The 21342-nt window shown below is 69.7% G+C and carries 19 protein-coding genes; 10 read left to right on the forward strand and 9 right to left on the reverse strand.

Annotated elements, in window-relative coordinates; all coding sequences use genetic code 11:
* Nucleotides 1-54: 54 nt before the first annotated feature.
* Entirely contained in the window at nucleotides 55-594 is a 540-nt protein-coding gene (locus tag OHN74_RS28520) for a DUF4245 domain-containing protein (protein WP_327697441.1), read from the forward strand.
* A gap of 101 nt (nucleotides 595-695) precedes the next feature.
* Here the strand turns inward: OHN74_RS28520 and OHN74_RS28525 are convergent, their stop codons facing one another.
* The 3 genes from OHN74_RS28525 to xseA all read right to left on the reverse strand — a co-directional run bounded on the left by OHN74_RS28525 (nucleotide 696) and on the right by xseA (nucleotide 2922).
* Nucleotides 696-1286 (reverse strand): malonic semialdehyde reductase, encoded by a 591-nt coding sequence (locus OHN74_RS28525; RefSeq protein ID WP_327697442.1) that lies wholly within the window; start codon nucleotides 1284-1286, stop codon nucleotides 696-698.
* Between the two features lie 163 nt (nucleotides 1287-1449).
* Nucleotides 1450-1704 carry an exodeoxyribonuclease VII small subunit gene (locus tag OHN74_RS28530; protein ID WP_327697443.1) on the reverse strand — a complete coding sequence of 85 codons (255 nt, stop codon included), beginning with the start codon at nucleotides 1702-1704 and terminating at the stop codon, nucleotides 1450-1452.
* A gap of 9 nt (nucleotides 1705-1713) precedes the next feature.
* Nucleotides 1714-2922 carry an exodeoxyribonuclease VII large subunit gene (xseA, locus tag OHN74_RS28535; protein WP_327697444.1) on the reverse strand — a complete coding sequence of 403 codons (1209 nt, stop codon included), beginning with the start codon at nucleotides 2920-2922 and terminating at the stop codon, nucleotides 1714-1716.
* Between the two features lie 177 nt (nucleotides 2923-3099).
* On the opposite strand from xseA, the gene OHN74_RS28540 reads away from it, so the two are divergent.
* Entirely contained in the window at nucleotides 3100-4137 is a 1038-nt protein-coding gene (locus OHN74_RS28540) for a 4-hydroxy-3-methylbut-2-enyl diphosphate reductase (RefSeq protein WP_327697445.1), read from the forward strand.
* A gap of 29 nt (nucleotides 4138-4166) precedes the next feature.
* Nucleotides 4167-4913 carry a polyphosphate--glucose phosphotransferase gene (gene ppgK, locus OHN74_RS28545; protein WP_327697446.1) on the forward strand — a complete coding sequence of 249 codons (747 nt, stop codon included), beginning with the start codon at nucleotides 4167-4169 and terminating at the stop codon, nucleotides 4911-4913.
* Between the two features lie 40 nt (nucleotides 4914-4953).
* Here ppgK and OHN74_RS28550 read toward each other — a convergent pair whose 3' ends face one another.
* The gene (locus OHN74_RS28550; RefSeq protein ID WP_327697447.1) at nucleotides 4954-5523 is read right to left on the reverse strand and encodes a DUF6542 domain-containing protein; all 570 of its coding nucleotides are present in this window, start codon (nucleotides 5521-5523) and stop codon (nucleotides 4954-4956) included.
* A 203-nt stretch (nucleotides 5524-5726) separates the two neighbouring features.
* Between OHN74_RS28550 and ychF the strand changes: the two genes are divergently transcribed.
* Entirely contained in the window at nucleotides 5727-6815 is a 1089-nt protein-coding gene (gene ychF, locus OHN74_RS28555; RefSeq protein ID WP_327697448.1) for a redox-regulated ATPase YchF, read from the forward strand.
* A gap of 499 nt (nucleotides 6816-7314) precedes the next feature.
* On the opposite strand, the gene OHN74_RS28560 is transcribed toward ychF, so the two are convergent.
* From OHN74_RS28560 to OHN74_RS28580, 5 genes are all read right to left on the reverse strand, one after another.
* Entirely contained in the window at nucleotides 7315-7569 is a 255-nt protein-coding gene (locus OHN74_RS28560; RefSeq protein WP_327697449.1) for a hypothetical protein, read from the reverse strand.
* The gene (locus OHN74_RS28565; RefSeq protein WP_327697450.1) at nucleotides 7566-8396 is read right to left on the reverse strand and encodes an MBL fold metallo-hydrolase; all 831 of its coding nucleotides are present in this window, start codon (nucleotides 8394-8396) and stop codon (nucleotides 7566-7568) included. The genes OHN74_RS28560 and OHN74_RS28565 overlap by 4 nt, the downstream gene beginning before the upstream one ends.
* 211 nt (nucleotides 8397-8607) lie before the next feature.
* The gene (locus OHN74_RS28570) at nucleotides 8608-9747 is read right to left on the reverse strand and encodes an ABC transporter substrate-binding protein (RefSeq protein ID WP_327697451.1); all 1140 of its coding nucleotides are present in this window, start codon (nucleotides 9745-9747) and stop codon (nucleotides 8608-8610) included.
* A 446-nt stretch (nucleotides 9748-10193) separates the two neighbouring features.
* Nucleotides 10194-11225 carry a LacI family DNA-binding transcriptional regulator gene (locus tag OHN74_RS28575; protein WP_327697452.1) on the reverse strand — a complete coding sequence of 344 codons (1032 nt, stop codon included), beginning with the start codon at nucleotides 11223-11225 and terminating at the stop codon, nucleotides 10194-10196.
* Nucleotides 11222-13627 (reverse strand): glycoside hydrolase family 2 protein, encoded by a 2406-nt coding sequence (locus tag OHN74_RS28580; protein ID WP_327697453.1) that lies wholly within the window; start codon nucleotides 13625-13627, stop codon nucleotides 11222-11224. The genes OHN74_RS28575 and OHN74_RS28580 overlap by 4 nt, the downstream gene beginning before the upstream one ends.
* A gap of 283 nt (nucleotides 13628-13910) precedes the next feature.
* Here OHN74_RS28580 and OHN74_RS28585 point away from each other — a divergent pair, with 283 nt between their 5' ends.
* The 6 genes from OHN74_RS28585 to OHN74_RS28610 all read left to right on the forward strand — a co-directional run bounded on the left by OHN74_RS28585 (nucleotide 13911) and on the right by OHN74_RS28610 (nucleotide 21251).
* Entirely contained in the window at nucleotides 13911-15233 is a 1323-nt protein-coding gene (locus tag OHN74_RS28585; protein ID WP_327697454.1) for an ABC transporter substrate-binding protein, read from the forward strand.
* Nucleotides 15234-15320: 87 nt separating this feature from the next.
* On the forward strand, nucleotides 15321-16289 hold the full coding sequence (locus tag OHN74_RS28590; protein ID WP_327697455.1) for a carbohydrate ABC transporter permease: 969 nt from the start codon (nucleotides 15321-15323) through the stop codon (nucleotides 16287-16289).
* The gene (locus OHN74_RS28595; RefSeq protein WP_327697456.1) at nucleotides 16286-17137 is read left to right on the forward strand and encodes a carbohydrate ABC transporter permease; all 852 of its coding nucleotides are present in this window, start codon (nucleotides 16286-16288) and stop codon (nucleotides 17135-17137) included. The genes OHN74_RS28590 and OHN74_RS28595 overlap by 4 nt, the downstream gene beginning before the upstream one ends.
* Nucleotides 17138-17362: 225 nt before the next feature.
* Nucleotides 17363-19378 (forward strand): glycosyl hydrolase, encoded by a 2016-nt coding sequence (locus tag OHN74_RS28600; protein ID WP_327697457.1) that lies wholly within the window; start codon nucleotides 17363-17365, stop codon nucleotides 19376-19378.
* A 151-nt stretch (nucleotides 19379-19529) separates the two neighbouring features.
* Nucleotides 19530-20942: a DUF6351 family protein gene (locus tag OHN74_RS28605; protein WP_327697458.1), complete on the forward strand. Its 1413-nt coding sequence runs from the start codon at nucleotides 19530-19532 to the stop codon at nucleotides 20940-20942.
* 132 nt (nucleotides 20943-21074) lie between these two features.
* Nucleotides 21075-21251, forward strand: a complete 177-nt coding sequence (locus OHN74_RS28610) for a hypothetical protein (protein ID WP_327697459.1) — start codon at nucleotides 21075-21077, stop codon at nucleotides 21249-21251.
* Nucleotides 21252-21342 lie beyond the last annotated feature (91 nt).

Here is a 21342-nt window from a genome sequence, read left to right on the forward strand (position 1 = left end):
CAGACAAAATGAGCAGGGGGCCCCACGGATGAGCGGGCCGGTGCACCTGCGACGATGGGGAGCGTGGCAGGTTCGAACGGCAAGAACGGCAAGCAGAAGACGGCCCGGGACATGATTCTGTCCCTGGGTCTCATCAGTCTCGCGGCGGGAGTGATCTATCTCTTCATCCCGCACGACGACTCCGCTCCCGACCTCAAACGGGTCGACTACCGCGTCGAGTTGCTGACGGCTCGCCGCGCCGCGAGCTACCCGGTGGCCGCGCCCGAGGGCCTGTCGGCCGACTGGAAGGCGACGTCGGTGCGTTTCTCCGGCGAGAACTTCGACAGGTGGCACCTCGGCCTCCATGACTCCGAGGGTGAATACGTGACGGTGGAGCAGTCCACTCAGAAGCCGTCCGTCTTCATCGCCGACGCCACCCAGAGCGCCCGGGAGACGAAGGTCACCCAGCGCATAGGGGACGCGACGTGGACGCGGTACGAGGGCGAGAAGTACGACGCGCTGGTGCTGCGCGAGAAGGGCTCCACGACGGTGGTGGCGGGCACGGCGCCGTTCGACCGTCTGACGAAGGTGGCCCAGGCCCTGAGGACGACGTAGGGAACCGACAGACGCGTGGACACGACTGAGGCCCCCGGCGCGAGCCGGGGGCCTCAGTCATGAACGCGTGTACGCGTGGTGCACCTCGGTGCCCCGGTACCTCAGACGGTGGTGATGACGTCGTCGTACGCCAGGCGCGGGGAGCGCGGGTACCAGGCGTCGGCGCCCGGCTTGCCGATGTTGACGACCATCAGCGGGGTGTGGTCGCCGTCCAGGAACTCCTTCTGGACGCCCGCGAAGTCGACACCGGTCATCGGGCCGGCGGCGAGGCCGGCGGCACGCACACCGATGATGAAGTACGCGGCCTGCAGGGCGGCGTTCAGACCGGCGGCACCCTCACGGGCGGAACGCTCCGAGAAGAAGAGGTCCTTGGCCTGGGGGAAGGCCGGGAGCAGGGCCGGCAGCTCCTCGTGGAACTCGTTGTCCGCGGAGAGGATGGCGACCAGCGGTGCCGTGGAGGTCTTCGCCTGGTTGCCCTCGGCCATGTGCTGCACGAGGCGCTCGCGGGCCTCGGCGGAGCGGACCAGGGTGATGCGCAGCGGGGTCTGGTTGAAGGCGGTGGGACCGTACTTGACCAGGTCGTAGATTGCCTGGACCTGCTCGTCCGACACCGGTTCGTCGGTGAAGGTGTTCGCGGTACGGGCCTCGCGGAACAGCAGGTCCTGGGCGGCGGGGTCAAGAACGAGGGACATGGAAAACCTTCTGTAGGCGTACGTCGGATCCGGGGGGATCGGCTGACATCATCGACAGTACAAAGGGAAAGTTCAAGGTTCAACAAAAGTCGCTGAATGGTGATCCGCTTCACAGGAAGCGAGGCACAGCGAGGCACAGCGAGGCACGCCGAGCGCCGCCGGATCAGCCGGAGCCGGTGCTGGAGTCGTCCTCGTCGTCGCTCCCCGTCTCGGGATTCTCCTCGGCCAGGGCCGCGTCGAGCCGCTTGCGCGCCCCTTCCAGCCACTGCCGGCACACCTTGGCCAGCTCCTCGCCACGCTCCCACAGGGCGAGGGACTCCTCCAGCGTCGTACCGCCCACCTCCAGTCGCCGCACGACGTCGATCAGCTCGTCCCGCGCCTGCTCATAGCCGAGCGACTCACTCACGTTGCTGGTCATGCGCCCACCCTAGACATCGACTCGGACAGTGAACTCACCCTCGGCGACCCGCGCCCGCAGCGTCTCGTCGGCCGCCACCTCGCCCGGATCCCGGACCACGTGCCCGTCGGCCCGCTGCAGCACCGCGTACCCGCGCCGCAGGGTCGCGGCGGGGGAGAGACCCACCACGCGCGCGTGGGTGTGGGACAGCTCGGAGTCCGCGCGGTCGAGGAGATGGCCGAGGGTGCGCCGCGCCCGTTCGACGAGGGAGACGACATGGTCGGCCCGCTCGTCGATCATCCGGTGCGGATCCTCCATCGCGGGCCGGGAGAGGGCGTGCGCGAGCCCGCGCTCCTCCCGCTCGACGAAGGCGTGGACGGACCGTCGGGCCCGGTCGAGCAGCAACCGCACCCGCTCGTACTCCTCGCCCACATCCGGTACGACCTTCTTGGCGGCGTCGGTGGGAGTGGAGGCCCGCAGATCCGCCACGTAGTCGAGCAGCGGATGGTCGGGCTCGTGCCCGATGGCGGAGACGACAGGCGTACGACACGCGGCGACGGTCCGCACGAGCTGCTCGTCGGAGAAGGGCAGCAGGTCCTCCACGCTCCCGCCGCCCCGGGCCACGACGATCACATCCACCTCGTCGAGATCGTCCAGCTCCTTCACGGCCTGGACGACCTGCGGTACGGCGTGCACGCCCTGTACGGCGACGTTGCGCACCTCGAAGCGGACGGCGGGCCAGCGCCGCCGGGCGTTCTCCAGGACGTCCCGCTCGGCGGCGGAGGCCCGGCCGCACACGAGCCCGACGAGGTGGGGCAGAAAGGGCAGCGACTTCTTCCGCTCGGCGGCGAACAGCCCCTCGTTGCCCAGGGCCTTCTTCAACTGCTCCAGCCGGGCGAGCAGTTCCCCGACCCCGACCGGCCGTATCTCGGTGGCCCGCAGCGACAACTGTCCCCTGGGCGCGTACCACTCGGGTTTGGCGAGCACGACGACCCGGGCCCCCTCGCTCACCACATCGGCGACGGTGTCGAACACCTGCCGGTAGCAGGTGACGGCCACGGAGATGTCGTGAGAGGGATCACGCAACGTCAGAAACACCACGCCGGCACCGGGCCGCCGCGACAACTGGGTGATCTGCCCCTCGACCCACACGGCACCGAGCCGGTCGATCCACCCCCCGATGAGCCGCGACACCTCGCCGACGGGCAGCGGAGCGTCAGCGGACGTGTTGAGAGCCATACGCCGAGACTAATGGTCGCCACTGACATCACCGAGGCACGCTGTTTCCGTTTCAGCGTGGGCCAGCATCCTCAGCCCGTCCGGCGTTTGAGGACGAGGCCCGTTCAGGGCCGAAGCGGGGTCTGGGGGCGCAGCCCCCAGGTACACGATCGTTGCCGCGCGGAGCGCGGCCTTACGATGGTTCACATGACTGCTTCGCCTGGCCGCCGTGTCCTGCTCGCCGCCCCCCGGGGCTACTGCGCGGGCGTGGACCGCGCCGTGATCGCCGTCGAGAAGGCCCTCGAACAGTACGGGGCCCCCATCTATGTCCGGCACGAGATCGTGCACAACAAATACGTCGTACAGACCCTCGAAAAGAAGGGCGCGATCTTCGTCGAGCGCACCGCGGAGGTCCCCGAGGGGTCCATCGTCATGTTCTCCGCCCACGGAGTCGCCCCGGTCGTGCACGACGAGGCCGCCGCGGGCAAGCTCGCGACCATCGACGCGACCTGCCCCCTCGTCACCAAGGTCCACAAGGAAGCCGTCCGCTTCGCGGGCGAGGACTACGACATCCTCCTGATCGGCCACGAGGGCCACGAGGAGGTCATCGGCACCTCCGGCGAGGCCCCGGACCACATCACGCTGGTCGACGGCCCGAAGGACGTCGCCAAGGTCGAGGTCCGAGACCCGTCGAGGGTCGTCTGGCTGTCCCAGACCACCCTCTCCGTGGACGAGACGATGGAGACCGTCGACGCCCTCAAGGAGAAGTTCCCGCAGCTGATCTCCCCGCCCAGCGACGACATCTGCTACGCCACCCAGAACCGTCAGCTCGCGGTGAAGCAGATGGGCGCGGAGGCGGAACTGGTGATCGTCGTCGGCTCCAAGAACTCCTCGAACTCGGTCCGGCTGGTCGAGGTCGCGAAGCTCGCAGGCTCCCGCGAGGCGTACCTCGTGGACTTCGCCGACGAGATCGACGAGGCCTGGCTGGACGGCGTGTCGACGGTCGGCGTCACCTCGGGCGCGTCGGTCCCCGAGATCCTGGTCGAGCAGGTCCTGGAGTACCTGTCGCAGCGCGGCTTCGAGGACGTCGAGCTCGTCAAGGCGGCCGAGGAGTCCATCACGTTCTCGCTGCCGAAGGAGCTGCGCCGCGACCTGCGCGCGGAGGCGGCGGAGCTGGTGGCCCAGCGCACGGGTGCCACCGCGCCCCGGACCGCAACGCCCCCCTCGGGCGAGTGACTGTCAGTCCTACGCCGTAACGTAGAGCCATGCACATCTTCGGCGTGGACATCGGCGGGTCAGGGATCAAGGGCGCCCCTGTGGACCTGGACAGGGGCGCCCTCGCGGAGGAGCGCTTCAAGGTGCTCACTCCGCAACCGGCCACACCCGACGCGGTGGCGGACGGCGTGAAGGAGGTCGTCGACCACTTCGGCTGGACGGGTCCGGTCGGCATCACCTTCCCCGGCGTGGTCACCGGCGGCTCGACGATCCGTACGGCGGCGAACGTCGACAAGGACTGGATCGACAAGGACGCGCGCGCGTTGCTGAGCGACCGGCTGGGCGGCCTCCCGGTGACGGTGCTGAACGACGCGGACGCGGCGGGCGTCGCCGAGATGCAGTTCGGCGCCGGCCGCGACCGCAGAGGCACGGTCGCCCTCCTCACCTTCGGCACGGGCATCGGCAGCGCCCTCTTCGTCGAGGGCGTCCTGGTCCCGAACACGGAACTGGGCCATCTGGAGCTGCACGGCCACGACGCGGAGACCCGGGCGTCCACCAAGGCCAAGGACGACAACGAGCTGACGTGGGAGCACTGGGCCCACCGCGTCCAGAAGTACCTGGCCCACGTGGAGATGCTGTTCTCCCCGGAGCTTTTCATCATCGGCGGCGGTGTCAGCCGCAAGTCCCAGAAGTTCCTGCCGCTGATCGAGGGCATCAAGGCGGAGATCGTCCCGGCGGAGCTGCAGAACAACGCGGGGATCGTGGGCGCGGCGATGCGGGCGTCCAAGGAGGCGTGACCGGGCGGGAGGACGCGGGGCGGGTGGCGAACCCGGTGCCTCACACGGGCATACGGGCCCGTCCCGGCCGCCGGTTCATCAGGCGGACCTTCCGGACGGTCGCGATGACGCCCGCGACGAGCGTTCCCCCGTACAGCCACCCGGCCTCGGTGGCGAGCGCGGTGACGATGCCCATCAGGTGGGAGAAGATCCCGCCGTCACCGTCGGCCACGGGCAGCAGGCCCACGGTGAACGCGATGGGTACGACGACGGGCGCGGTCACCAGGTCCGCACCCCGCACCCAGGCCGCGGTCAGCACGCACACCGGCAGGAACAACACGCTGTAGACGGTCAGGGACGCCCCGAACAGCAACTGGTCGAGACAGCCGAGCGCGAACATCACCGCGGTGCAGAACAGCCCGCCGCCGAGCCCGGTGAGCCGGGGGTTCGGCATCCGCCGCAGAGCCTGCACGAACGGCGGGGCGGACCGCCGGGCGGTGGCCGGAGCGCGCCGGGATCCGGCCGCCGCCTGCCCTGCGGCACGGCCGCCGCGCGGGTCCGGCGAGGTGCCGCGGCCGGGCCGGGCGGGGCCGGAGTGCGGGGTACGGGGTCGGATCCTGTGTTGCTCCACTGGTCCAACCTAGGTCGGCGCGTGCACGGAACAGCCCCTCAGACACGCCGAATACGCGCCGAACAAGCGCCCATGACACGCCGACGGACCGGCCTTGGCCAAGCGTTCGATACGTCGCCGGTGAGGGGTCACGTCAGCCCGTAGACTGAGGGACCGTCTCCACCCTCCTCACCTCACCCTCCTCTCGTACGGGAAGTCGCAACGTGTCGCTCACGATCGGAATCGTCGGTCTGCCGAATGTCGGCAAGTCGACCATGTTCAACGCCCTGACCAAGAACGACGTGCTGGCGGCCAACTACCCGTTCGCCACGATCGAGCCGAACGTCGGCGTGGTCGGTGTCCCGGACGCGCGCCTCGCGAAGCTGGCCGAGATCTTCGGCTCCCAGAAGATCCTTCCGGCGACCGTCGACTTCGTCGACATCGCGGGCATCGTGAAGGGTGCCTCGGAGGGCGAGGGCCTGGGCAACAAGTTCCTCGCGAACATCCGTGAGTCCGACGCGATCTGCCAGGTCATCCGTGCCTTCCACGACGAGAACGTCGTGCATGTCGACGGCAAGGTCTCGCCGAAGGACGACATCGAGACGATCAACACCGAGCTGATCCTCGCGGACCTCCAGACGATCGAGAAGGTCCTGCCGCGTCTCCAGCGGGAGTCGCGCATCAAGAAGGACATCGGGCCGAAGGTCGCGGCGGTCGAGGCGGCGAAGGAGATCCTGGAGAAGGGCGACACGCTCTTCTCGCAGGGCATCGTCCAGGGCTCCGGCAACGAGGAACTCCTCCACGACCTGCACCTCCTCACCACCAAGCCCTTCCTCTACGTCTTCAACGTCGACGAGGACGAACTGGTCGACGAGGACTTCAAGGCGGAGCAGCGCGCCCTGGTCGCCCCCGCCGAGGCGATCTTCCTCAACGCCAAGCTGGAGGCGGACCTCGCCGAGCTCGACGAGGAGGAGGCGATGGAGCTCCTGGAGTCGGTGGGCGTCGAGGAGCCCGGCATGGCGACCCTGGCCCGAGTCGGCTTCGACACCCTGGGCCTGCAGACCTACCTGACGGCCGGCCCCAAGGAATCCCGCGCCTGGACCATCAAGAAGGGCGCCACCGCCCCCGAGGCCGCCGGAGTCATCCACACCGACTTCCAGAAGGGCTTCATCAAGGCGGAGGTCATCTCCTTCGAGGACCTGGTGGAAACGGGCTCGGTGGCCGAGGCCCGCGCCAAGGGCAAGGCACGTATGGAGGGCAAGGAGTACGTGATGCAGGACGGGGACGTGGTGGAGTTCCGGTTCAACGTGTAATCGTCCGCTTGCTGCGTGCCGGGCAATCCGTCGAGCGCGCAGGTCGCAAGGGGTCGGGCTCCGGCGAGTCCGACCCCTTCCGCATTCGCGTCCTGATCCGGCGCTGACCTGCTGGGGAGCTCGGACGATGCCGGCGCCCGCACCGCGAGGCCCGCGCGAGAGGGCGCGACTCCGTCGGTCCGGATGACGGTCTCCGCGGTCGCTGCTTGGAGCCCGGGATCTGCTTCTCAAGGCCGATGCGATCGGTGACGGCGACCTTGCGTCCCTTGCATCCCCTGTATCCCTTGTATCCCTCTGGTTCATGGCCGGGCGACTCCTTACGGAGGCTCGCCCGCGCACTGCCGGGCGGTCCGCCACCACGCGGTCGGCCCCCGCGGTGTGCCGGTTCTGGCGGGTCCAGCGGTCCGGGAGCGGGCGGCCCTTCACCACCCGGACCGCCCTTGGGGTGTTCGCGCCGGCCGACCTCGGACTTCGCGGACACCTCGGCCCCCTTCGATCGTCAGCAGCAGGCCGCGGTGCGTGTGCCGGCCGCTGCCGTGACTGTCGGTGTGGTGGTGCTGCTCTCCCGGTCCAGAGCTATGCGGCCGCGCATCATGTTCTCGATGACTTTCATGAGGCGCTGTGTCCCCGCGGTGCCCATGATGAACGGATTCTTGGAGCTGCCTGGGGCGTTGCGCAGTTCTTCCATGCGCTCCAGGCCGTAGTCGGCGAAGCCGTGGTTGCTCAGCTCGACGTCGACCCCGGCTCGCCTCATCCGGGAGGCGAAGGCGAGGGCGGAGGCGAGATAGTCTCCTTGCTGGTGGTGGCCACGGGCGGGTTGGTGCCGCCCCAGAGCATGGCGGTGTGCCGGCGGCCCTGCCAGTGGGCGGGGAACACCGGGGAAACGGTGCCGGGTGTGTGGCCCGGTGTGTGGTTGAGGGTGACGGTCGTGTCGCCGAGGGTGAGTTTCTGGCCGTCGGCGATGTCGAGGTCGCGGACGGGGGCGTTCGCGGGGGAGGTGGTGGCGAGGAGGTCCCAGTCGGCCGGCGCCATCATGACGCGGGCGCCGTACTGGTCGGCCAGGTACTGGGCGCCGCCGAAGTGATCGAGGTGGCCGTGGGTGACGACGACATACCTGATCGTCGAGGGGTCGGCTCCCACGTCGCGCAGGCCCGGGATGATGAACTGTGCTGCTTCGGCAGGTGTGTTGAGGGCGTCGATGAGGATGATTCCCCGTGAGGTGAGGATCGCGGTGGCGGACACCCAGCCGACGCTCACCACCGCGACGTTGTCGAAGATCCGCAGCGGTGCGGGAGCCGGGGGCCGGGGAGGGACGTTGCCGACGGTGAGCGCGCTGACGAAGCCCTTGAGGACGGGGTTGTCGCCGGCCAGTTCGGCGGCCCGGTCGAAGTACTCCTGTGCGGTCCGGGTCCTGCTCGTGGCTGCCGAGGCTGCCGAGGTGCTTGCCGGGAGCAAGGCTGCCGCGCCGGCGGTGAGCGCCGTGGCGGCGCCGAGTCGCCAGAGGCGGCGGCGGGTGAGGGCGTCGTCAGGGTGGCTCTGGGACGGTGCCCGGCGGGGTCCGTCGGCCTGGGATTCGGTCATGCGCGTGACTCCTTGGTGGGGGACCGGCATAGGAGAGGGGGGAGGTTCCGTCTCGTGCGACCGGGAATCCTGCGGGAGTCGACGCGACGTCCACCGCGTGGCCGGGGTGGGGCATCCCCACCCACCGAGGGGTGGGTGGATGGGGATGACGAGGACGTCGTGATGCGACCCCAGGCCGTCGAGCCGGAACGGAACCGATTCTGCTGGGCGGTCAGGCGCCCGGGTGCAGGCCGGGCCAGCCGGGTGTCGGGTCGCCCTTGACCTCGCCGAAGTAGAGGGCGAAGGTCTGCTTCAGGCGCTCGACCTGGGCCCGGTCCTCCATGAAGCGGGGGAACCCGTCCAGGTTGGCGTTCGGGTACTCCCAGACCGGCTTCAGGCCGGTGGGCGGCGCGATGTCCGTGCGCACCGACCAGCCGTTGGAGTTCTGACGCTCGGTGGACAGCTGCCAGTTGAGGTAGAGTTTGGCCGCCGTGGGGTTGGCGGCCTGCTTCAGGATCGCGAGCCGCTGTCCCCACGCCATGAACGGGTGCCCGTCGGTCATCATCCAGCGGTTCGGGCTGGTGGCGAGCGGGTTGCCGCCCGTGCCGACGCCGATGATCTTCTGCTTGTTGGTGACCGCGGTGCCGGGGGAGAAGGAGCCGCGGGCGAACTGCGGCTGCTGGGCGGCGAAGTCGGCCATCCAGTCCCAGCCGTAGGTCTCGGCGTAGAGGGCGAACAGGTAGAGTACCGCGTCGTCGTCGTGCGGGTAGGAGGAGGCGATGGCGCCCTTCCAGCGCGGGTCGACCATGTCCAGCGGCGTCCGCGGCGCGTCGGTCCCGGCCGCCGCCACGTCGTACAGGTAGCTGAAGGCGATGACCATGCCGGCCACCCAGGCACCGTCCGGGTCCCTGAACTTCTTGTGGAGCTTGCCGAAGCCGGCGGGCTTGTAGTGCAGCAGCCGTCCCTGGCGCTTCCAGCGGGTGAAGTCGTGCAGCGTCTGCAGCTGCACCAGGTCGGGGACCAGGGTGTCGGTGGCGAACTGGTTGTCCACGCGGACGTCGTGGTACTTGCTGTAGTCCACGATGAGGTCGAGGTCGATCTGGGGGAACCGCTGGCGGAAGGCGGTCCGGGCGCCGGCACCGCTGCCCGAGTTGGCGAGGTCGCCGCCCGCGTAGATCACGAGCTTGCCGCCTTCGGCGATGGCGGCCTGGTACAGCTCGTCGAGGGTCCTGGTCTCCTCCGCACCGGCGCCGTGCGCGGCTGTGGCCGGGGCGGCCACGGCGGGGGACGCGGTGGCGCCGAGCGCGCCGAGGCCGAGCGCGGCGCCCGCTCCGGTGGCGAGGAGGTGGCGTCGACTGGGAAGGCTGGTCACTTGGGTAAGCCTCTCTGCGTGGGGGCAGGGGTGTTCCCGGCGTACGGGCGGCGGAGCGCCTCGGCCGGGACGGCAGAAGTGGAAACGGCGAAGCCGGTGTTCTGGTACGGCGTGCTCATCAGGGCTCTTCGCTCGTCGGTCGAGAAGAGGGCTCGCTGGACGCGAGCGGTTCGTCTGACGAGATGTTATCTGACTAGTCAGATGTTCTTGTGGCGGGTGTGCAGAGTGTGATGAGCGTCCCAAGTCCCGATCCGATGGCCGGAGGCACGCGGGGCACGCTGAAGACCGAGGTTCCTCCGTCTTCGTGGGACGGTTCTGCCATGCGGCCGAGGGGAGCGACACCCGGGCCGAGTGGGCGCCGAACCCGCAGATCGGAAGGGGCCCACCCACTCCGCTGAGGGCGGGCCCCGCCCCCTCCGGGCCGCGGCAGATCCCGGTCCTACCCCCTACCCCAGAGGCGGTGCCGTCGATCCGCGCGGGGTGAGCGAGGGGGTGGCGACCTGGTGGGACACAGGGTTCTCGTCGTCTATGACCGCGAACAGGGTTCGGGCCACGTCGGCGCCGAACCCGTGCACGTCGTGGCTCATCGCGGACAGCGGGGGGTGGGTCAGCCGGCACAGCTGGGAGTCGTCCCAGGCGAGCAGGGAGAGATCGCGCGGCACCGAGAGGCCCAGTTCCGCGGCGACGGCGTTTCCGGCGACGGCCATGATGTCGTTGTCGTAGAGGATGGCCGTCGGCCGGTCGGCCATCAGCAGCAGCGAACGGGTGGCGCGGGCTCCCTCCTCGCCCTCGTAACCCGTGGCGATCTGAAGGTCGTCGGCGATGCCCAGGGCTCGCGTGGCCTCGACGAACGCCTTCGCGCGGATGGCGCTGTGGCCGAGCCCGGCGGGCCCGCCGACCCGGGCGATGCGGCGATGGCCGAGGGCCGCCAGATACCGTACGGCCTCGGTGGCGGCGGTGGCGTCGTCCGTCCACACCGAGGTGAAGCCGCCCGTCAGCGACGGGTGGGCGACCGCCACCGCGGGGAGACCGATGGCCCGCAGCGCGGGCACGCGGGGGTCGTTCTCGCGGAGGTCGACCAGGATCGAACCGCCGATCTGCTGGCCCTGCCACCACCGTTGTTGGAGTGCGATCTCCTCGTCCACGTCCCGTACCAGGTGCAGCAGGAGCGAGCAGGACCGCTCGGCCAGCACGCTCTCGACCCCGGAGATGAACTCCATGTAGAAGGGTTCCAGGCCGAGCAGCCGGGCCGGCCGGCAGATCGCGAGGCCGACGGTGTCCACCCTGGCGCCGGACGACAGGCCGCGAGCCCGCACGTTGGGCGACCAGCCGAGCTCCCGGGCCGCCTGGAAGATGCGGTCCCGGGTCGTGTCGGACACTCCGGGCCTGCCGTTGAAGGCGAGGGACACCGCCCCCTTCGACACACCGGCCCGGGCCGCGACGTCCTTGATGGTGACGCGTTGGGTGGGAGCACTCACGCCGGGTCCACGCAGAAGATCGCCGAGCGGGCACCGTCGACGGTGGGTTCGGCCCAGCCCCCGACCCTGATGCGGACCTGCTCGCCGCGGAGCAGGGTGACCAGACCCGTGTCGGCCACCGCCTCCGGGGAGAGACGGTCGGGCTGCAGAAGGAGATCGCGTACCAGGGTGCGTGCTGTGACCACGACGTCGACTGTAGCGTCCGATCCTGAGCCGCCGACCTTCTCCACCTGTACGTCGAACAGCGGCTTCGGGTAGGCGAACTCGCGGTCCGGCACGGCGAAGTGCAGCGCGCGCAGTCCGTCGGCGTCCGCCACCAGGAACTCCTTGTAGCCCTCGGTGCCCAGCGCGAGGTCCTCGGGAAGGGGCAGGCGTACCGCGCCGCGCGCGTCCACATCGGCCCCGAGCGTCGCCTCCGCCGTGACCGTGCCGTCGGCGGTCGTCCGGCGCACGGTGACCCGGGCCGCCCAGGTCTCTGCCGACTGGTTGGCCAGGGCCAGCACGACACCGTCCGGGGTGGGCTGGAGGGTGAGCAACCGGTCCGCGTACACGCGTCGCAGCTCGTGGTAGAGCGGCTTGAGCCGGCCGTCCCCGTCGATGGCCGCCCAGGAGCTGACCGGCCAGCAGTCGTTCAGCTGCCATACGACGGTGCCCGCGCAGACCGGCCAGTGGGAGCGCCAGTGCTCGATGCCGGCGGCGACGGCCCGGGCCTGGACCAGCTGTGTCAGGTAGTGCCAGCGGTCGAAGTCGCCCTCGGGGAAGGCGAAATGGCGGGCGACCCCACGGTCGAGCTTGCCGTTTCCGTCCTCGGCCTTCTGGTGGTGGAGCATGCCGGGCGAGTCCGGGGCGAGATCCTCGCCGGGCAGCGCGCGGCGCAGGGTGGCCAGCGCGGGCGGCGCCTGCCAGCCGAACTCGGCGACGAACCGGGGCACGCTGTCGCGGTACTCGGCGAAGTCCCGGCGGTTCCACACCTCCCAGGAGTGGTGGGTGCCGTGTGCCGGGTCGTTGGGATGATGGTCCCAGGAACCGGACCAGGGGCTGCCCGCCGTGTACGGCCGGGTCGGGTCCAACTCGGCGACGACACGCGGCAGCAGGCCCAGGTAGTACCCCTCGCCCCAGGAGTCACCGGCGAGTTCGGACTCCCAGCCCCAGTCCCGGAAGCCCCAGAGGTTCTCGTTGTTGCCGTTCCACAGCACGAGCGAGGGGTGCGGCATCAGGCGTACGACGTTCTCCCGCGCCTCGGCCTCCACCTCGCCGCGCAGCGGCTGCTCCTCGGGGTAGGCGGAGCAGGCGAACAGGAAGTCCTGCCAGACCATCAGCCCGAGTTCGTCGCACACGTCGTAGAAGGCGTCGTCCTCGTAGATGCCGCCGCCCCAGACGCGGACGAGGTCGATGTTCGCCGCGGCGGCCTGGGTGAGGCGATGGCGGTAGCGCTCCGGGGTGACGCGGGAGGGCAGGACGTCGTCGGGGATCCAGTTGACGCCCCGGGCGAAGAGGCGCACCCCGTTGACGACGAGGGTGAAGCCGGTGCCGTGCTCGTCGGCCGTGCGGTCCAGCTCGACCGTGCGGAAGCCGATGCGGCGGTGCCAGGTGTCGAGCGGGGCGGTGCCGTCGGCGAGGGTGACCGTCAGGTCGTACAGCGGTTGTTCGCCGTGGCCGCGCGGCCACCACAGCTCCGGCTCGGAGACGTCCAGGGTGAGGGTCGCCTCGGTGCCCTCGAAGGTGATCTCGGTGTCGACGCCGGCCACCGAGGCCCGCGCGGTCAGGGGGCGCCCGTGGCCGGTGGCGGTGCGCTCCACCGTGAGGTGCGCCTCCACCCGGCCGTGAGTCCCGGTGACCGTGACCAGGGGGCGGACCCCGGCGATCCGGGCGGTCGACCAGTGCTCCAGCCGGGCGGGCCGCCAGATCCCGGCGGTGACGACGGTGGGGCCCCAGTCCCAGCCAAAACCGCACGCCATCTTGCGGATGTACTGGGACGGTTCGGGATAGACGTTGGGCCGGTCGCCGACCGCCGCGCGTACCGCCTCCGCCTCCTCGCGGGCCGGGTCGAAGCGCACCCGGAGCTCCCCGCCGCGGCCGGTGACGTCGAACCGGTGGGTGCGGTGCATGTTGCGGGTGCGGCCGAGAACCTCCTGGTCAAGGATGATCTCGGCCGCGGTGTCGAGGCCCTCGAAGACCAGGTCCGTGCGCTCGTGGGAGTTCCCGGCGGTGAGCCGGGTGGTGTACGTCCAGGCCCGGTCGCCGACCCAGGCCACGGTGTGCTCGTCGGTGCCGAGGAAAGGGTCCGGAATGAGCCCCGCGGTCAGCAGATCGGTGTGTACGCAGCCCGGTACCTGGGCAGGCAGCACCGCGTCCTCATGGCGCAGCCCCCACCCGTCACTGAGCAGGGTGACGTCCTTCATATGCGGTTCCCCTCACGAGACGCAAGGTTGTTTCTGGTAACGGCGCACGCCAACCTAGCTACCCATGCCAACGTTGTCCATAAACCGGTATAGCTTCACTTGCCGTGTCCTATTTATTTGTTTTTCCTTGCTTTTATCCAGTGCAAAACGCCATTCCTGAGGTCTTCGCATAACGATTGGATATCGCGATAGGAAGGGTAGCTTTACCGGTTCAATTTCTCGGTGCCATAGTGCCGACAGCCCAAAGGCGGGCCGAGCCGCAATCTGTAGGGAGTTGGGGCACATGGGGAGGAAGACGTTCGCCGTCGCCGCACTGGTCGCCGTCACCGCGCTCACCGCGACGTCGTGCACGGGGGCGGCGGCGCCGAAGGGCCAGTCCGCTGCCGCCGCGACGGACCCGGGCAGTGTGGACGGCACCATCACCGTCCTGACGCACCGTACGGACCTGGTGCAGAACGGCACGATGAAAAAGTACGCAGCCGAATTCAACAAGATCTACCCGAAGGTGACGGTGAAGTTCGAGGCCATCACCGACTACGAGGGTGAGGTCAAGATCCGCATGAACACCGAGAACTACGGTGACGTGCTGATGATCCCGAACGCCATCGCCAGGAAGGACTACCCCTCGTTCTTCGCCTCGCTCGGCAGCACCGCCGAGCTGAGTGAGAAGTACCGCTTCACCGGCAACACGGACGTCGCGGGCAAGGCGTACGGCCTCGCCACCGTGGGCAATGCCAACGGGTTCGTCTACAACAAGGCCGTGTGGAAGAAGGCCGGTGTCACCTCCTGGCCCACCAGCCCGCAGGAGTTCCTGGTCGGCCTCAAGGCCGTCAAGGCCAAGACCGGTGCGGTGCCGTACTACACGAACTTCAAGGACCAGTGGCCGCTGACCGCCGGCACCGCGGGCATCGGCTCGGTCACCTGCGACGCGCAGGCCAACGACAAGCTGGCGACCTCCGACGCTCCCTGGGCCGAGGGCGCCGACCTGAACGTCATCGACACCCTGCTCTACGACACCGTTCACGAAAAGCTCTCCGAGAAGGACCCCACCACCACCAACTGGGAGAACTCCAAGGGGCTGATAGCCCGCGGTGAGATCGCCACCATGCAGCTCGGCTCCTGGGCCATCAGCCAGATGCAGGCCGCGGCCGAGACGGCCGGGAAGAACCCCGACGACATCGGGTTCATGCCGTTCCCCGCGCAGAAGGACGGCAAGTTCTGCGCGATCCTCTCGTCCGACTACCAGCAGGCGGTGAGCATCCACTCCGAGCACAAGGCCGCCGCGCGGGCATGGATCGACTGGTTCACCGAGAAGTCCGGCTTCGCGCAGAACGAGGGCTCGATCCCGACGGCCAGGTCGGGCGCCCTGCCCGCCACCCTGAAGCCCTTCGAGGACAACGGTGTCACCCTCCTCGAACGGTCAGAGGCCAAGAGCGCCCAGGTCAACGCCATCGACAACGCCGCCGAGATCGGCCTGGGCAAGCCCGACTACCGGCAGAAGCTGGTCGACATGGCCCGCGGCGTCCAGAGCGGCAGCCTGAAGGACTACTTCGCCGACCTCGACAAGAGGTGGAGCGAGGCGGAGAAGAAGGCCGCGGGCTCCTGACGGAGAGCGGCACACGGGCCCGGGGACCGCGATCCCCGGGCCGGGCCCAGCCCGCCGACCGCATCCGCGGACGACCGAAAGGCCGACATGACCCACACCACACACACGCCCACCGCAGGCGTGGGCAAGGAGAGCCCTGCCGCCCGCACGGTACGCCGGGCGGCGACGAGGCGTTCCCGTCCCCCCGGCCGCGGCCCGCTGAGCAGAGTCACTCCCTGGCTGTTCCTGCTGGCCCCGCTGGTTCTGCTGATCACGTTCACCTACGTGCCCGTGGCGAACATGGTCTATTACAGCTTCACCGACTGGGACGGCGTCAGCCCGGAGATCCACCTCGTCGGCGCCGGGAACTACAGCGAGCTGTTCACCCGGCCCGAGCTGTTCCGGGTGTTCTTCGTCAGCTTCTACTACCTGGCCGCGTCCGTCGTGCAGATCGTCGTCGCCCTGTACTTCGCGACCGTCCTGAGCTTCAACCTGCGGCTGCGCAACCTCTTCAAGGGAATCCTGTTCTTCCCGTACCTCATCAACGGCGTCGCCATCGGCTTCGTCTTCCTGTACTTCTTCCAGGACGGCGGCACCCTCGACTCGGTGCTGTCCTGGTTCGGTACGGGCAGCGACCACGCCTGGCTGGGCGATCCGACGTCCGCGAACGTCTCCCTGGCGGGCGTGTCCGTCTGGCGCTTCACCGGCCTGAACTTCGTGCTGTTCCTGGGCGCGATCCAGTCCATCCCGGGCGAGCTGTACGAGGCGGCCCAACTCGACGGCGCCACACGGTGGCACCAGTTCCGGTACCTGATCGTGCCGAGCATCCGGCCCGTGATCAGCCTGAGCGTGATCCTCGCCGTGTCCGGGTCCCTGTCGGTGTTCGAGATCCCCTACATCATGACCGGCGGCGCCACGGGCACCACGACCTTCGTCATCCAGACGGTGAAGCTCGCGTTCCAGTTCAACAAGACCGGCCTGGCCTCCGCCGCGGCCGTCGTCCTGCTCCTGATCGTTCTGCTGGTCACCTGGATCCAGCGCCGCCTCGTGCCCGACGGGAAGGCAGACCTCGTATGAGCACCGACGTGGACGGCCGTCGCCCCCGGGGCATCGCCTCGGCCCTCATCTATCTGTCCCTGGTACTCGCCTCGCTGGTGGTCCTGGTCCCCCTGTCCGTCGTGTTCCTCACCTCGCTGAAGACATCGAAGGAGATGACGGAAGGGGGAGGTGCTTTCCGGCTCCCCGGCGACTGGCTGAACTGGTCCAACTACGCCACCGCCTTCAACGACGGCCACATGCTGTCGGCGTTCGGGAACACCGCCTTCATCCTGCTGTTCTCCATCACCGGCACGGTGATCATCGGCTCGATGACCGCGTACGCGATAGACCGGTTCACCTTCTGCGGCCGGAAACTGGTCATGGGGCTGTTCCTGGTCGCCACCCTGGTACCGGGCGTGACCACGCAGGTGGCCACCTTCCAGGTGGTCAACAGCTTCGGTCTCTTCGACACGCGCTGGGCGCCGATCCTGCTCTACATGGGCACCGACATCGTGTCCATCTACATCTTCCTGCAGTTCATCCGCTCGATCCCCGTCTCCCTCGACGAGGCCGCCCGGCTCGACGGCGCGAACGCGCTCACCATCTACTGGCGGATCATCTTCCCGCTGCTCAAACCGGCGATCGCCACCGTCGTCATCATCAAGGGCATCACCGTCTACAACGACTTCTACATTCCCTTCCTCTACATGCCCTCCGAGGGCATGGGCACCATCTCCACGGCCCTGTTCCGCTTCAAGGGCCCCTTCGGCGCCCACTGGGAGGCCATCTCGGCGGGGGCGATCCTCGTCATCGTGCCCACGCTCGTCGTCTTCCTCTTCCTCCAGCGCTACATCTACAACGGGTTCGCGCGGGGCGCCACGAAGTGAGCCGGGCCCGCACGGAAACGGCCGGCTGAGCGGGCCTCCCTCCGGCAGCGACCCGAGCGGCCCCTCACCCCGGCATACGGCAGCGGCGACCACCTCCCCACCCCCGGTGACACGGACCGTGGGCACGGCCGACGCGCCGCGCACCGCCATGCCCGAAGGCACCCGGCAGCGCCGAGGGCGAGCCACCTCCCGTCACGAGAATCAGCCACGTCAAAGGAGACGTACATGCCCAACCCGCCCCTGAACCGTCGTGCGTTCATCCTCATCGGCGCCACGGTCGCCATCGCAGCGGGCGCCCGGGCGCCGATGGCAGCCGCGGCCACATCCTCCGCGGTGTCCACCGGTGCGCCGATCCCGGTCCGGATCGTCGACGACAGGGCGACTCCCGCCACCCGCGCGCTGTTCGCGTACCTGAAGCGGCAGCAGGGCAAGGGGATCATGTTCGGCCACCAGCACGACCTCACCTACGGCTTCACCTTCGCCACTCCCGACGGCAGGGCGTCCGACACCAGGGCGGCGGTGGGCGACCACCCCGCGGTGTTCGGCTGGGACACCCTCATCCTCGACGGCGACGAGCGGCCCGGGTCCGGGGACGCGACCGAGGCCGAGAACATCGCCGCGCTCAGCCGGTGCATCCGGCAGGGGGACGCACGCGGCGGGATCAACATCCTCAGCGCCCACATGCCGAACTTCGTCACCGGCGGGAACTTCTGGGACACCACGGGCCGAGTGGTCGGCCAGATCCTCCCCGGCGGCGCGAAGCACGCGGACTTCAACGCCTTCCTCGACCGCGTCGCGAAGGCGGTCAGGGGCGCGCGGCGGCCGGACGGCACCCCGATCCCGGTGATCTTCCGCCCCTTCCACGAGAACAACGGCGGCTGGTTCTGGTGGGGCGCCGGCCACACCACCTCCGCCGAGTACATCGAGGTGTTCCGCTACACCGTCGAGTACCTGCGCGACACCAGGGGCGTCCACAACCTGCTCTACGCCTACTCGCCCAACTCGGGATTCGGAGGCGACCCCACCGGCTACCTCAAGACCTACCCGGGCGACGGGTTCGTCGACGTCCTCGGCTACGACTCCTACGACGACTCCGCAGGCTCGACCGCCTGGCTGGACGGCCTCGTGAAGGACCTGGCGATGGTGGTCCGGACGGCGAACGAGCGGGGCAAGGCGCCGGCCCTCACCGAGTTCGGGGAGAGCGGCCCCGAGAGCCGCAACCCGAAGTGGTTCACCCAACTCCTGCAGGCCGTCCGGGCGGACCCGCTGGCCCGTCAGGTGACCCACATGCTCACCTGGGCCAACTTCGGAGGCACCACCCGCGCCTATGTGCCGTACCCGGGCCATGCCCTGCTGCCGGACTTCGTCGAGTACCACCGGGACCCGTACACCCTTTTCGCCGCCGATCTCCGGGGAGTGTTCTCCGCCCGCACCACCGCTGTCGGGAACACCCCGTTCATGCACCTCGTGACTCCCACGGATCGGCAGCGCGTGACGACGGACAGGACCACCGTCCGGGTGCGGATCACATCCGCGAAGGCGAGCAGGGTCACCTGCTCCGTGAACGGCGGCCGTGCCAGACCGCTGCGCCTCGACGCCGACGGCTTCCACTCGGGCGACCTGCCGATCGACCCGGCCTGGACGGCCACCGGCTCGATCACCCTCACGGTGAACGCGAGGGTGGGTGCCGAGACGCTCACCGACTCGGCCCTGGTCCTCCTCGGCGAGGTCGAACCCCTGCCCGCCGGGTGGATCGACGACTTCGAGGGGTACGGCGGAGACGACGTCACCCTGAGCGAGGCGTACAGCCACGTCAACTCCAACACCACCACCCTGTCGGCCGACCACAAGGCCTCGGGCTCCTACGGGCTGGCGTACGCCTACGACTTCACCGGCGCCGAGTACACCGGCATCGGCAGGTCGGTCGACGCGGACTGGTCCGCCTTCACGTCCCTGGCGCTGTGGCTGCGGGGCGACGGTTCCGAGAACGGCGGGGTGCTCCAGATCGTCGCCGACGGCGTCTACTTCGAGCGCCAGTTCCTGTTGGCCGACACGGAGGGGCAGGACATCACGGCACCCTTCAGCGAGTTCGCGCCCGCCCCCTGGGACACCGAACACGCCGGAGCCGTGCTCGACGCGGCTCATCTCGCCAAGGTGTCGGCGTTCAACCTGTACCTCGGCCGGGGGAGCGGCGCGGCGACCACCGGCGTCGTGTTCGTGGACAACATCAGGGCCGAATGACCGCGGCCCGCACTCGGGACTCGCGGATTGTTGTGCATTATCTTGACGGCCGCAATAAATGAGCCCTACATTCCTCAACGTCTTCGTTCAGTGCACTGAGCACATGCACGGTCCCGCTCCGTAGGCCACCCCCCACGCAAGGAGCCGCCCCATGCCCGCCGACACCCGTCCCCGCCCCCGCCGCACCGGTTCGCGTATCGCCCTGGCCGTCCTGGCCACGCTGACCTCGGTGGCGCTCACCACCCTCCCCTCGTCGGCCGCCCAGCCGGATGCGGCCGTCACCGGCCACCTCACCGGCACCCTCGCCGACGGCGCCACCTGGATCGCCGACGTCCCCGACGACTGGAACGGCACCCTCGTGGTGTTCAGCCACGGCTTCGGCCCCACCGTCGCCATGAACGCCCCCACCGAGGCCGTACGCGTCGAGCTGCTCGCCCAGGGCTATGCGCTGGCCGGGTCGTCGTACGATCCCAACGGCTCGATGTGGGCCCTGAACAGCGCCGCACGGGACCAGTTCGCCACCATCGACGCCGTCACCGCGAAGATCGGCGAGCCGTCGCGCACGCTGGCCATGGGCACGTCGATGGGCGGGCTCGTCAACGCCCAACTGGCCCGGGACGGCGGCGGGATCATCGACGGCGCGCTCGGCACCTGCGGTCTGGTCGCGGGCGCCACGGACCTGGACAACTACCAGCTGGACGCCGAGTACACGATCGCCCGTCTGCTGCTGCCCGAACAGGACGTGAAACTCGTACGGTTCGGCACCCCGGCCGAGGCCGCCGCCACCGCCGACCTGCTCACCAAGGCGGTCACCGCCGCCCAGGCCACCCCGCAGGGCCGCGCCCGGGTCGCGCTGGCCGCCGCCTTCCTCAACCTGCCGGCCTGGGCACCCGGGAAGGACCGGCCCGCTCCGACCGACTGGGAGGGCCAGCAGGAGCAGCAGTACACGTGGTTCGCGCAGGGCATCCTGTCGTTCGTCGAGTTCGGCCGGTACGCCATCGAGCAGTCCGTCGGCGGCAACAACTCCTGGAACCGGGGCGTCGACTACGCCCGCCTGCTCGACGGTTCCGCCCACGCGCCCCAGGTGCGCGCCCTCTACCGGGCAGCCGGCCTCGACCTGCGCGCCGACCTGCGCACGCTGACCAAGGGCGCCACGGTCACCGCCGACCCCGCCGCCGTCCGCACCGCACAGCGGACGTCCTCCGCCGGTCAGGGGCTTGAGGTGCCCCTGCTCGACATCCACACCACCGCCGACAACCTGGTTCCGGTGGAGCAGGAGACCCGCTTCGCCGCCCGGGTGCGCGCCTCGGGCGACGGTGCGCTGCTGCGGCAGGCCTACGTCGAGCGACAGGGCCACTGCGCGTTCACCACCGCCGAGACCGTGGCCGCCCTGCACGCCCTCGAACACCGCGTCGACACCGGCCGCTGGGACGACGTGGCCACCCCGGCCGCGCTGCAGCGGTCCGCCACCGCGCTCGGTCTGGACGGGGCGGCGTACATCCCGTACCGCCCGGCACCGCTGACGGTCGGCCGCGACGGGTCGGCGCACCCGACGCGGCACTGACGCCCGAGGGCCGGGCGGTGGGCATGTTTCCCACCGCCCGGGACGGGGACCCGGGGACGTGACCGGGCAAACCGGTGCCACAGGACCGACGCGGTCCCCAACGGGCCGGACACGGAAGGAAGTCGAAGCGCCGTGAGTGCGGAAGTCAGGAAGACGCGGACCACTGTCCGCAGGGCCGAGACCGGCTGGGCGAGGGCCCGCCGACTGCGCGGACGCGGCGTACGTACCTGCGTGCGCGCCACGTTCGACGCTGACGCCGGGGAGACCTGGCGAGGGGCCGAGGGGAACGTCGTCAGGGGCGAGGACTGAAGCCGGACGGGGCCCGTTTCGGCCGTGTGGAGGCGTGCGCCCCCTGTGGATGCCCCTCTCCGTCTAGGCTGCTGCCCGAGCATCTGAGCGG

The sequence above is a fragment of the Streptomyces sp. NBC_00459 genome, from assembly GCF_036013955.1.
GTDB lineage: Bacteria > Actinomycetota > Actinomycetes > Streptomycetales > Streptomycetaceae > Streptomyces.